The sequence below is a fragment of the Rickettsia sp. MAE-05 genome (assembly GCF_057319745.1).
Genome location: NZ_JBLTIO010000001.1, coordinates 88,331 through 101,378, shown reverse-complemented (window position 1 = coordinate 101,378; position 13,048 = coordinate 88,331). Strand labels below are relative to the sequence as shown.

The following is a 13,048-nucleotide window of genomic DNA, read 5'->3' as shown; positions in this document are numbered from 1 at the left end:
CGCCTCGGTTCAGTTTTTGCCGCAAGGTTGATCTTGGAACGCCGCAGCTCCGCAGTTAAAAATGAATGAAATTAAGGCGGCTTGTTTCTTAATTAAATTATTAATATTTCTTTTTAATTTACTATTTAGAAGAAAGAGAAAAGTTGCTTAGTTTAGAGATTTGGTGAAAGACAATTAATAAAAATTAGTTTTATCGAACCTTTCATTAAACGGCAAAAAGCTTGACTTTGTCCTGTGTCCGCCGTTTGATATTTTTGTAGAAATACTGGAAAATGAAGAATGGCTACACCCGAGAGGAGCCGAACCCCTAACCTTATGATCCGTAGTCATATACTCTATCCAATTGAGTACGGGTGCTGAGCTTGAAGTACTTATTCCTAAGCCTTATTTCTTGTTTGCTAACATACGAAGAAGCATATATAAAAGCATAGCATTTGTCAAGAAACATAGAGCGTTTTTATGTTTCTCTGAATAAATAAAATATAAAAAATTACAATTAGTAGTTGAATTATAATATTAGATATTGTATATAGAGGTGGTCGTGCCTCCGTATTGCAGTTTAGAGTAAATAGTCTATAATCCTCAAACAGTAATAAGAGAGAATTATAGTTAAGGAGTTATGGCAAAAATAGATGTTAAGTGTAGATATTGTAACAACACAGAAGAAGTAATAAAGTCAGGATATTCAATTTCAAAACAACAGAGATATCAATGCAAGCGGTGTAATCGATATTTTCAATTGGAGTATATTAATAATGCATCTAAGCCTGGAGTTAAGGAGCAAATAGTAGAAATGTCAATCAACGGCTCTGGAGTTAGAGATACAGTAAGAGTATTAAAAGCGGGTATCAATACAGTTATCCGTGTTTTAAAAAATCTAGTATTAAAAACAATAAATCATTCTATCAGTACAACAGAAGTAATTATTGCTCCTGAGATAGATGAACAATGGTCTTATGTACAGAATAAATCCAGACAACGATGGCTTTGGTATGCCTTGGATAAGATTTCGTTAAAAGTAGTTGCTTATACGTTTGGTACAAGATGTGATAGCACATTAGAATCATTACTGAAAAAACTAGAGAATTTCAAGGTGACTTTTTACTATACAGATGGATGGGGGAGTTATGCTAGGTTATTAGACCCTAAAAAGCATATTATCAGTAAAAAATACACTCAACGGATAGAACGAAGTAACTTGAACCTTAGAACGAGATGCAAGAGGCTTGCACGTAAGACAATCTGCTTTTCCAAGTCATTGGATATTCATGATAAGGTTATTGGTACTCTTATTGAACGTATAGCTTTTTAATAGGCGTAACTGCAATATGGAGGCATGACCCATTGTGTGTTGCCTGATGTTCGCTTTCGCTTAGTTGCTTACCAACTTTATTAAATTTTGTCTTATCTTCTATTGCCATAAATCCCCTATATTTAATAGTTGTTATTTTATTAAACCATTATTCATCAAGTCAAATAAGTTAATTAAAATTAAGTTAAGTTAAAATATTAGTTAGAAATATTAAACTGTTACTTTAGAGATACTCTATATTGTAGACAAAGTCTTTACATACTTTATAATAAACCAAATGTAGAAATAGAAGATGCATATGAGTGATAAGTTAGATCCTTATGAACAAGATACTAAAGATAATTTTGAAAAGCAGCAAACAATAATAAGAAATAATATATGAGTTTTATAGAAGAATTTATAAATAAAGGATATTTCCATCAATGTACCGATTTGGATCGGTTAACTGCTATAACGAAAGAAACAAAAATAGCGGCTTATATAGGCTTTGACTGTACTGCTACATCGCTACATATAGGTAGTTTAATGCAGATAATGATATTACGGTTGCTTCAGCAGCATGGGCATAAGCCTATTGTGATTATCGGCGGCGGTACGAGTAAAATCGGTGACCCTTCGGGTAAAGACGAAGCACGTAAAGCTTTAACGAAAGAAGATATAGCTAAAAATGCTGAGGGGATTAAAAAATCTTTATCGAAATTTATCAAGTTCGGCGAAGGTGAAAGTGATGCTATAATGCTGGATAACGCAGAGTGGCTAGATTCTCTTAATTATTTAGACTTCCTACGGGATTTTGGTAGTTATTTCTCGGTAAACCGCATGCTAACTATGGATTCAGTAAGGCTAAGGCTTGAGCGTGAGCAGCATTTAAGCTTTTTAGAGTTTAATTATATGTTGTTGCAAGCATATGATTTTTACTATTTAAGCAAGCATTATAATTGCAGCCTGCAGCTTGGCGGTAGCGATCAGTGGGGCAATATAGTAATGGGAGCGGATTTAATCCGTAAAATAAGCGGCAAAGATGTGTTCGGTATGACGACGCCGCTACTTACGACTAGCTCGGGCGCTAAGATGGGCAAGACTGCTGCGGGAGCAGTATGGCTTAATGAAGATTTGTTAAGCCCGTATGATTATTATCAATATTGGCGTAACTGCGAGGATGCCGACATAGTTAGATTTGCCAAATTATATAGCGAATTAACGCAAGAAGAGCTTAATAAGTTTGAAAGTTTAGCGGCTGAAGATATTAACTCTGCTAAAAAACAGCTTGCTTATGAGCTAACTAAGCTTTGTCATTCGGAGCAGGCAGCAAAATCAGCTTTAGAAACTGCGGTAAAGATATTTGAAGAAGGGCAAATCGATGAGAATTTACCTACCGTTGTTTTAGAGCAAGAAGTATTACAAGCAGGTATTAGTGCGTATGAGTTATTTCATGAAGCAGGTCTTGCTAGCTCTAAGTCAGAAGCACGCAAACTTATAAGAGGGAAAGGTGCTAAAATAAATGATGAGGTGGTTGCAGATGAGAATATGATAATTAATACTACTTTCCTACTTGATAAAAATGTTATAAAGCTCTCTGCCGGTAAAAAAAGACATATATTAGTGAGGATTTAAGCGGTAATTCTTGAATATAAAATTAAATCGTGCTAAATTGAAACTATAAAATTCAAGTGGATAGACCTGACTATGTTTCAGCGTAGTATTAAAGAAGTTATAGAGCGGCTTTCTCAGTTTTTTCCTGTAATTGGTATTACCGGTCCTAGGCAATCAGGAAAAACTACTTTAGCTAAAATGCTATTTCCTCATTTACCTTATGTATCGTTAGAAGATTTAGACATTCGATTGCAAGCAAAAGAAGACACGCGTACCTTTTTATCTAAATATCATAATGGGGCTATTTTTGATGAAGTGCAGCATGTACCGGAGCTATTATCTTATTTACAAGGTGTAGTAGATGCCTCGCCTCAAAAGGGAAGATATGTAATTACCGGTTCTCAAAATTTTGCTCTTAATCATAATATAACCCAATCGCTTGCAGGGCGTGTTGGTATGGTTACTTTATTACCTTTGAGTTTATCTGAAATTCAAAAAACGGAAAACCCTTTAACTTCTATATTTAAAGGGGGATACCCTTCTTTGCATAATTTAAATATATCCTCGCTTGATTTTTATCCGTACTATACTCAAACTTATATTGAACGAGATGTACGGCAATTACAAAATATCGGTGACCTAAATCAGTTTCGTAGTTTTTTGGGGTTATGTGCGGGTAGAATAGGGCAGATTGTGAATTTTTCTTCTTTGGCACAAGATTGCGGTATTTCACATACTACGGCTAGGCAGTGGCTTAACATATTAGAAGCAAGCTATATTATTTTCTTTCTCCATCCGTTTTATAAAAATTTTAACAAGCGACTTATAAAGATGCCAAAATTATATTTTTATGATACTGGTCTTGCTTGTAATTTGTTAGGACTTGAACAAGATAAACAATTAGAAACTCATTACCTTAAAGGGGCATTATATGAAAATTTAGTAATTTTAGAGCTTTTAAAAGGTAGATTAAATTTAGGGTTACCGGCGAATTTTTATTTTTGGCGCGATAAAACAGGTCATGAAATAGATTGTGTCGGTGAGTGGGGCGGTAAGATAAAAGCGATAGAGATTAAATTTAACTCCACTTTGCAGAAAGATTTTATTAAGAATCTAACTTATTTTTCTAAATTTGATCCTAATATTGAAAATTATTTAGTTTATAATGGAAAGCAAGATGGTAGTTTTTTAAATACTAATTTAACCCCGTTAGGACAAATCGCTCAGATATTAAAATGACTAAAATAAGGCTTGATGAATATTTGCTGCACAAAGGTCTTGTAACGGATATTACAATAGCACGAAGCTTGATTATCCAAGGTAAAGTACATAATAAGCATGAGCAGTTAATTAAGCCTGGGATACAGGTTAATATAAATGACACCGACATTAAGGTAAAGCTACCGCAGCATAATTATGTTTCAAGAGGTGCATTAAAGTTAATTGCTGCTTTGGATTATTTTAAAATTGATCCCGAAAATTTAGTTTGTATTGATATCGGTAGTAGCACCGGCGGTTTTACCGAAGTATTACTTGAGCGTAAAGCAAAATTAATTTTTGCCGTAGATGTCGGTTATGGCGAACTTCATCCTAAATTACGTGACAATCCACAAATTAAAGTGCTTGAGAAGACTAATGCACGATATTTAACCGATAAGCAAATACCAACGAAGCCTGATTTAATTGTTTGTGATGCCAGCTTTATTAGTTTAACTACTATATTACCGACTCCACTAAATTTAGCTAAAGAAGATTGCATGCTTATTGCTTTAATAAAACCGCAGTTTGAGGTCGAAAAGCATGAAGTAGAGCAGGGAGGAATTATTAAAAATCCTCTCTTACATCAAAAAGTATGCGATAAAATCAAAGATTGGCTTGAGAAAGAGCATAATTTTAAAATATTTGGTATTATAGAAAGTCCAATACTAGGAGCTAAGGGAAATAAGGAGTTTTTAATAGCGGGACATTTTAGGCCTTGATAATTAGATAACTAATCACTGTTTGTCTAGAAAATAAATCCAACAAAAATTATGCAGCATTAAAAAGAGACTAAAATAACAAATAAGATAAAATGCCATAAAAAGTGCTTTCTTAAAAAGTTTATCTTTTATTACAAAATTAAGTAGGGGCTACTAGAAATAAAAGCAAGATACCTAAATTAATAGCCGCTCGGTCAAACAAGAAAGTTTTTTGATCTCGCCACAAAATATACTTATCATATAACCCTAATGATAATAATACGAGGCAAAAAATTCCTATGATAAATAAAATTATATTACAATAAGAAAAAGCTTCCTTAAATTTTAAAAACATATATCTTGTTATAGTTATAAGGAGTTCACTATAAGTAATTTTTTTTAAACTGTAAAGATAGAAGTACGTTTCCTTAAAATTTTTGAGATTAGTATATATTTAAAAATATAAAGTTAAATATTGCTTATATATTCTAATTAGTGTATTTTCATTACGGATAAGCGTTATAAAAGTTATAAAAAGGTGGGTTTATCCCACCTTTTTTGTTATAAATATTAAATATGCAAACTATTGAACAACAAATAACAAACGTAATAGAAGAATCCTTGACGGATATGGGGTTTGAGTTAGTTCTTGTTAAGTTTAAAGGTGTTAACCCTAAAGTAGTCGAGATATTAATTGATAGCTTAAACGGTGAAAAAATATCTGTGGAAGATTGTACTAAAGCAAGCAGAACTATCTCCGCTATTTTGGATGTTGAAGATTTAATAGAAGACGCATATTCTTTAGAAGTAGCATCAAGCGGTCTTGAACGTCCGTTAGTAAAGTTTGAAAATTATAATAGATTTTTAGGAAGAGAAGTTAAAATCAAACTTAAAGAATTATTGAACGGCAAAACTCGTTATCAGGGTAAAATAATTAAAGCCGAAAATAATAAAATATATTTAAAATGTGAAGAACAAGAAGTACTAATTGATTATGATTTAATTAAAAATGCCAATCTAGTTTTAACTGAAGAAGTATTTAAAAAATTGCTAAAGCAATAAGAGATAATGTATGTCTAATATAGGTAATGTAGAAATTTTACAAATTATAGATTCTGTAGCCCGTGAGAAAGGAATATCAAAAGAAATTTTGATTTCAACGGTTGAACAAGCGGTACAAGTAGCAGGACGAAAAAAATACGGTAATGAATATAATATTAAAGCTCAGATAAATAGGAAAACCGGTGAGATAAATCTTTTAAGAATCTTAAAAATAGTAGAAGATGTAGAAGATTACTTAACGCAAATCTCACTTGAAGAAGCTTTAATAAAGAATCCGGAAGCTAAAATCGGTGATGAGATATATGAATATTTACCACCGATTGATCATGCTAGAGTATCGGCTCAAGCTGCAAAACAAGTTATAACTCAACGTGTTATAGAAGCTGAACGTGAAAAGCAATATCATGACTTTAAAGATAGAAAAGGCGAAATTATAAACGGGATAGTTAAGAGAATAGAATACGGTGATATAATAGTTGACTTGAGTCGTGCTGAAGCAATAATAAAAAAAGATCAATTAATTAAGGGTGAGAATTTTAAACCTAATGATCGTATAAAAGTATATGTACAGGATGTAAGGCAAGAAACAAAAGGACCACAGATTTTCTTGTCTAGAGTAGATAACCAAATGTTGGTTAAGCTATTTAAGCTAGAAGTACCTGAAATTCTTGAAGATATTATTCAAATAAAATCAGTAGCACGTGAACCCGGTTCAAAAGCAAAAATAGCGGTATTTGCTTCGGATAGTAGTATAGATCCCGTAGGCTCATGCGTAGGTATTAGAGGTAATAGAGTAAAAGCCATAACAAATGAGTTAAACGGAGAGAAAATTGATATAGTATTATGGAGTAATGATCTTGCACAGTTTATAGTTAATGCTCTTGCACCGCTTGCACCCGGGGAAATTACAAAAATTTTGATTGATGAGGATAGACATAAGGTAGAAGTAGTAGTTTCACAAGAAAATCAAAGTATTGCAATAGGTAGAAGAGGGCAGAATGTTCGTTTAGCTTCTAAGCTTACAGGTTGGAATATCGATATAATGACTGAAGAGCAAGAATCAAAAAGAAGAAACGAAGAGTTCTTAACCTCTACGGAATTATTTATGGAAGCTTTAGATGTTGAAGAAGTTATAGGTCAGCTTTTATCGGTAACGGGATTTAATTCGGTAGAACAAATCGCAACTAGTGAAGTTAGTGCTTTAACAAGAATCGAAGGCTTTGAGGAAGAACTTGCCGTAGAGATCAAAAATCGAGCTATTAATTACGTCGACCTTAAAAATGAAAAGATTATCAAAAAGCTAGAGGATCTGGGAGTTGAGCAAGAATTAATAGATATATTAGAATTACCGCTTGAATTAATATTAAAATTTGCCGAATATGGTATAAAGACCATAGAAGATTTAGGAGAGATGAGCGTAAATGAATTTAAAAATTTAGCTCCAAATTCTAATATAACGGACGAAAATATTAAATTACTGATTAAAACTGCTAGACAGCACGGTGAGTTGAAAGATAGTTAGTAAAGGGTGTATATGTCATTCCTGCGAAAGCAGGAATCCAGTAAAACCGACAAAAAACTTGTTTTTTTAGGTTTATTTTGTCAATATTAAGACTATTTTTTCTGGATTCCTGCTTTTAGCTAGGAATGACATAAAGAGCATTTACTGGTCTACGCAACAATGCCTCCTCGCAATGACGGAAAATTGATCCACGCAGGCAAGGTCCTACGGGAATTACGTTGGTATACGGGATTATACAATTAGTTTTTCTTCGTAATAGACGAAAAATAGAAACACAAAGGTTTTAAATATGACGGATAACCAGGAAATCAAACCCAAAAAGTTGACACTTGGCAATTCAAAATTATTGCTTAATAAGTCTTTTGACTCTCTTACAGGAGCTCAAAGCTTTGTTAATGCTAAATCTAAAACGCTAGTAGAAGTTAGAAAAAGCTCTACCGGTAGTACTACTACCCTTTCATTAAATAAAGAAAGAAATAGCCTAGATCAAACTGCTATTGATGCTAATAAGGAAGAATTTAACAGACGTTTATCTATTCTTAAAAAAGCTGCTGAGCAATCTAAATTAAATGACCCTTCACAAATAAGCACTTTAAGTAAACTTGCAAGTATTAACCAGTCTGCTAACTCAAAAATAGAAACGCTAGAAACTGAAATTGAACAAAAACAGCAAAATACCGAAGAAAATAAAGTAGAAGTTAGTGCTAAAATCGTTCAAGATAATGAAGATATAACGTCACAAATATCTAAAAAGAAAGAAGAATCTTTTGTAAAGTCTCCTTTAGTAGGAATGCGAACACGTTACGGGATAGAATCAGAGAAAGAATTAGATAAAACAGTAGATAATAAAGTAGTCGCACCAAAAATTAAGCTAGAAGAACCGAAAAAATTCAAAAAAGCCGATCTTTTCAATATGCTTGGCGACGACGAAAGCGGTAGCGGTAGAACTAGAAGTCTTGCTTCTATAAAAAGAGCTAGAGAAAAAGAAAAGCGTAAATTAGTATCACAAACACCTGAGAAAGTATATAGAGAAGTGACGATACCGGAAGTTATCGGAGTCGGCGATCTTGCAAATGCTATGTCTGAAAGAGTAGCAGATGTAATTAAAGAATTAATGAAGCTCGGTATTCTTGCAAATGCCAGCCAAACAATAGATGCCGATACGGCGGAACTAGTTGCAACAAATTTAGGGCATACGGTAAAAAGAGTTCAAGAATCGGATGTTGAAAATGTTTTAATTAGTGATGATAAGGTTGAAGATTTGAGAACGCGTGCTCCGGTTGTTACAGTAATGGGGCATGTCGATCATGGTAAAACATCATTACTTGACGCGCTTAAATCTACGGATATTGCTGCAAGTGAAACTGGAGGAATTACCCAGCATATCGGGGCTTATAGAGTAACTCTTGCAGACGGTAGAGCGATTACTTTTATTGATACTCCGGGTCACGAGGCTTTCTCGGAAATGCGGTCAAGAGGTGCTAAAGTAACGGATATAGTTATTATAGTAGTCGCAGCAGATGATGGAATCAAAACGCAAACGGTTGAGGCAATTAATCATGCGAAAGCAGCGGGCGTTCCTATAATTGTAGCTATTAATAAGATTGATAAGCCTGATATTGATATTGAGCGTGTAAAGAACGAATTATATGTCCACGAAATTATAGGCGAAGAGGCAGGGGGTGACGTTATGGTTATTCCTATCTCGGCACTAAAGAAAATTAACTTAGATAAACTTGAAGAAGCAATTTTATTAATTGCAGAAATGCAGGATTTAAAAGCGAGTCCTTTTGGTTCGGCTGCAGGTAGCGTAATCGAGTCAAAAATCGAAAAAGGAAGAGGAACGCTAACCACTATATTAGTTCAACGAGGTACTTTAAGAAACGGTGATATTATAATAGCAGGTAGCTCTTACGGTAAAGTTAAAAAGATGACTAATGATAAGGGATTAGAAATAGTGGAAGCAACACCGTCTATTCCTGTAGAAATTCAAGGTTTAAATGAAGTACCTTTTGCTGGCGATAAATTTAACGTAGTACAAAACGAGAAACAAGCAAAAGATATAGCCGAATATAGAATGCGTCTTGCTAAAGAAAAGAAAATATCTATTGCACCGCGTTCAAGTTTAGAGGATTTGTTTTTAAAGGCTTCCGGTAATAGTAAAATTAAGGAATTACCTTTAATTATTAAAGGTGATGTCCAAGGGTCGGTTGAAGCTATTTCAGGTAGCTTATTAAAATTACCAAGTGATGAAATAAAGCTTCGTATACTTCATAGCGGCGTAGGTCCGATAACGGAATCCGATGTATCTCTTGCACATGCTTCTTCAGCTATTATTGTCGGCTTTAACGTTAGAGCAGGGACAAATGCTTTAACTGCAGCAGAAAAAGAAAAAGTCGATATTAGATATTATAGTATAATATATAATTTAATTGATGACGTAAAAGCCATTATGAGCGGTATGCTTGATCCGATCGTTAGAGAGCAATATATCGGAAGCGTAGAAATCAGACAAATATTCAATATTACCAAAGTCGGTAAAATAGCCGGTAGCTATGTAACTAAAGGGATTATTAAGAAAGGAGCGGGCGTACGCTTATTACGTGATAATGTAGTCATTCATGAAGGAAAACTCAAAACTTTAAAACGCTTTAAAGATGAAGTTAAAGAAGTTAGAGAAGGATATGAGTGTGGTATAGCATTTGAAAATTACGAAGATATTAGAGAAGGAGACACAGTTGAAGTTTTTGAGCTAGTTCAAGAACAGAGACAATTATAATATACTCTGCTGCTTTCAATAATTGAATTTCATTTTATCAAGGATTCGCATCCTCACCTATTAAGTATAGGCTGCGGGTGCTCACCTTTCAAAATAAAATTCAATTATTGAAAGCAGCAGAGTATATACGAAAATCAACTTCAAAAATTGGCTATGTCATCCTACAAGTACTGCGGTACTCACGTGGCATTGTTGCGTGGATCAGTTTTAGCTCTGTCATCCCGTGGCTTGACCACAGGATCCAGTTAAAAGTACTAAAATTATTAGTATTTTTTATTGTTTTTATGGACCTAGTTAGCAAGCGAACTAGGTGCCACAGTGGGTTTTACTAGTCCACGCAATAAGATCTGTCCGCCTACGCAGGAATAACATTTAGTAGAATATCTCTCTTTGATAAATTAATCAATTTTAAGCAAAATATAATAAAAAAGTTAATAATTATTAGTCTTTATCTTGACTTCCTCATAATTTCTATTATAATGCAACGCTGATTATTATAATAAGAAATGAGGAAGAATTATGGCAATAACATCAATTTTTAATAAGTTACAAAATTTAATCCCACATAATACTTATCCAAAGCCAGCCTCTTATCTTGCCAACGATGAATTTAATTATCGTTCAAATGAAGAATTAAAAATTTGGGGGTATAAAGATACTCTAGGCATCTCTCAAATCAAATATACTGATATTATGAATGAGCTTGATGGTAGCGAAAAAGTAACTAACACAGCTGAAAGTAAAGGCTTTTTCAGTACATTTAGTTCATCATTAAAAACAGTTTATGATTTTGGAGTAAAGAGTTTTAATATTATAAAAAATACATCTAGTATTCTTTCTTCTAAAGTTGCTGAAACTTTTAATCTTGTGAGTAATAAAGTTTTTTCTTATTTAAATAATGAAGCTGAAGAAACATTTAATCTCTTAGATCAACTTGAAACTCTTTCTGATAATGAGTTAGTAGAAGAAATTTTAAACACGCCTGAAAATGAATTAGATGAAGTGTTTGAAAAGATGACATATGAAAAATTGGCAGAATTAATTAATAATATTTCCGATGAGCAAGCACAAAAATTAGTTAATTATATTTTGCCTTGGCATCTTGAAAAAGTAATAGATTTAATTACACAAGATAAGTTGGATAAATTATTTAATGAAAACCCTAATAATCTTTCTTTAGAAGAACTTACCGAGCAGGAACTAAAAAAATTATCAAATGAGGGTATTTCTGATGAATGGCTTGAAAATATAATTATTTTAGCAGGAGAAGAAAAATTTGCAGAAAAGCTTGATATTATTCCAAATGATAAATTAGCAATGATAATTAATACCGCCTTAGATGAAGATTTAGAAAGAATCGTCGATAGTATATCAGATCAAAACTTATCAAAGACATTGTCAGAGATATCATCTTTATTACCTGAAGAAAAATTTAAACAAATAATGATCTTAATTCATGGTGCAGAGGTTGTAGAGCAGCTTGAAAATCAACAATTATTAGAAGAAATTATAAATACGCCTGATAGTGAATTAGATAAAATTAAGATTACATATGAAAAATTGGCAAAATTAATTAATAATACTTCGGATGAGGATTTAGAAAGAATTGTTGATAGTCATAGTTTATCAGGATCGTTAGTTCAACAAATAATAACCCTTATATATAACAAGAAGTGTGCAAAGCAAGAATCAGATGAAGTATCTGATAGTGATTCCGGGTTCTCTGATTATAAAGATGAAATAGAAGTATCAGGCAATCAAGTAGGATTTTCTAATAGTGATTTTACTACGAAGTTATCAGGTAATGATTTTGGATTCTTTGATTATGAAAGTGATGATGTAGTATATTTATAATAAAGCTCTTATGTCAACCTATCTTATGGTAGACAAAAAATGGATTACTGTTTTTAGCAGCTTTGTTGCATGGATCAAAAAACCTACTGGGTGTCATACCGTGGCTTGTCCACGGTATCCAGTAAAATAACTAAAAATACTAATAATATTAGTATTTTTAACTGGATCCCGTGAATAAATCACGGGATGACAAAAAAACTGAGCCATGCAACAAGGTTGCTTTTAACTAGGAGTAGGAGCGACATAATTTATTGCTATTTTTAGCATCAGGCGGGCGTATATAAAGCGGTTCGATAGAGCTATTTAACTTCATACCGCTCGATAATCTACTAGCAATATATCTACAAATAACCCATGCTTTAACTCGTGCAAAACGTGGCAAGGTTATTATATTCGGTAAATGTATAATTTGAGGATATATAAATTCAAGCCCACTACCGCAGCAAACTATATTCCCTTTCTCATTTGCAAGCAGTTTTATAGCGTACTCGAAATCTATCAATAACGGCTCTTCTATTTTTTCTGATTTATGAAAAACTTGCATATAAAGCTGTGAGCGATAAGCGTTTAAAAAGACATATATTTTATCATAATCTTTAACTTGAGTTATGGCTCTAAAGTAGGCATATTCAAAATTGCTAACCGCTACTGCTTTAATATTTTCCTTGGCAAACAATATACCTTTAGCACTAGCAAGTCCTATCCTAATACCTGTAAAGCTACCAGGACCTAGAGTTACCGCTAAATAATCTAGATCATCATATGAACATTTAGCCGATTTCATCACGTCTTCTATCATCGGCATGAGATTCTCTGCTTGCATGGAAGGGCGTAATTCTTCTATATATGCCAGAATATTCTCATTTTCGGATATTGCTACCGATGCAGTATTATTGGCTGTGTCAAATGCTAGTATTTTCATAGGTTATTATTTGAATAAGTCACTATGGGTGCCGAGTGTACCGGAA

Annotated in this window: 10 protein-coding genes and 1 tRNA gene; 8 read left to right on the top strand and 3 right to left on the bottom strand. The window is 33.1% G+C overall.

Features of this window, described 5'->3' with window-relative positions:
• Positions 1 to 284: 284 nt before the first annotated feature.
• A tRNA-Arg gene (locus ACNFN7_RS00620) sits at positions 285 to 357 on the bottom strand.
• Between the two features lie 262 nt (positions 358 to 619).
• On the opposite strand from ACNFN7_RS00620, the gene ACNFN7_RS00615 reads away from it, so the two are divergent.
• Positions 620 to 1,312: an IS1 family transposase gene (locus ACNFN7_RS00615; protein ID WP_485440450.1), complete on the top strand. Its 693-nt coding sequence runs from the start codon at positions 620 to 622 to the stop codon at positions 1,310 to 1,312.
• On the opposite strand, the gene ACNFN7_RS00610 is transcribed toward ACNFN7_RS00615, so the two are convergent.
• A complete protein-coding gene (locus tag ACNFN7_RS00610) occupies positions 1,290 to 1,421 on the bottom strand; it encodes a hypothetical protein (protein WP_485440449.1) in 132 nt (43 codons plus the stop codon). The two genes, ACNFN7_RS00615 and ACNFN7_RS00610, sit on opposite strands and share 23 nt — an antisense overlap.
• Before the next feature lie 269 nt (positions 1,422 to 1,690).
• On the opposite strand from ACNFN7_RS00610, the gene tyrS reads away from it, so the two are divergent.
• From tyrS to ACNFN7_RS00575, 7 genes are all read left to right on the top strand, one after another.
• Positions 1,691 to 2,926 carry a tyrosine--tRNA ligase gene (gene tyrS, locus ACNFN7_RS00605; RefSeq protein WP_485440448.1) on the top strand — a complete coding sequence of 412 codons (1,236 nt, stop codon included), beginning with the start codon at positions 1,691 to 1,693 and terminating at the stop codon, positions 2,924 to 2,926.
• 72 nt (positions 2,927 to 2,998) lie between these two features.
• The gene (locus ACNFN7_RS00600) at positions 2,999 to 4,144 is read left to right on the top strand and encodes an ATP-binding protein (protein WP_485440447.1); all 1,146 of its coding nucleotides are present in this window, start codon (positions 2,999 to 3,001) and stop codon (positions 4,142 to 4,144) included.
• Positions 4,141 to 4,884: a TlyA family RNA methyltransferase gene (locus ACNFN7_RS00595; protein ID WP_485440446.1), complete on the top strand. Its 744-nt coding sequence runs from the start codon at positions 4,141 to 4,143 to the stop codon at positions 4,882 to 4,884. Before ACNFN7_RS00600 ends, ACNFN7_RS00595 begins: the two co-directional genes overlap by 4 nt.
• Positions 4,885 to 5,439: 555 nt before the next feature.
• Positions 5,440 to 5,925 carry a ribosome maturation factor RimP gene (rimP, locus tag ACNFN7_RS00590; protein ID WP_039595081.1) on the top strand — a complete coding sequence of 162 codons (486 nt, stop codon included), beginning with the start codon at positions 5,440 to 5,442 and terminating at the stop codon, positions 5,923 to 5,925.
• 10 nt (positions 5,926 to 5,935) lie between these two features.
• Positions 5,936 to 7,447: a transcription termination factor NusA gene (nusA, locus tag ACNFN7_RS00585; protein WP_485440445.1), complete on the top strand. Its 1,512-nt coding sequence runs from the start codon at positions 5,936 to 5,938 to the stop codon at positions 7,445 to 7,447.
• Positions 7,448 to 7,736: 289 nt separating this feature from the next.
• Complete coding sequence (gene infB, locus ACNFN7_RS00580; RefSeq protein WP_485440444.1) at positions 7,737 to 10,226, top strand: translation initiation factor IF-2; 2,490 nt, start codon at positions 7,737 to 7,739, stop codon at positions 10,224 to 10,226.
• A 519-nt stretch (positions 10,227 to 10,745) separates the two neighbouring features.
• Entirely contained in the window at positions 10,746 to 12,080 is a 1,335-nt protein-coding gene (locus ACNFN7_RS00575; protein ID WP_485440443.1) for a DUF445 domain-containing protein, read from the top strand.
• A gap of 226 nt (positions 12,081 to 12,306) precedes the next feature.
• Here the strand turns inward: ACNFN7_RS00575 and tsaB are convergent, their stop codons facing one another.
• Complete coding sequence (gene tsaB / locus ACNFN7_RS00570; protein WP_485440442.1) at positions 12,307 to 13,002, bottom strand: tRNA (adenosine(37)-N6)-threonylcarbamoyltransferase complex dimerization subunit type 1 TsaB; 696 nt, start codon at positions 13,000 to 13,002, stop codon at positions 12,307 to 12,309.
• Between the last annotated feature and the right edge of the window lie 46 nt (positions 13,003 to 13,048).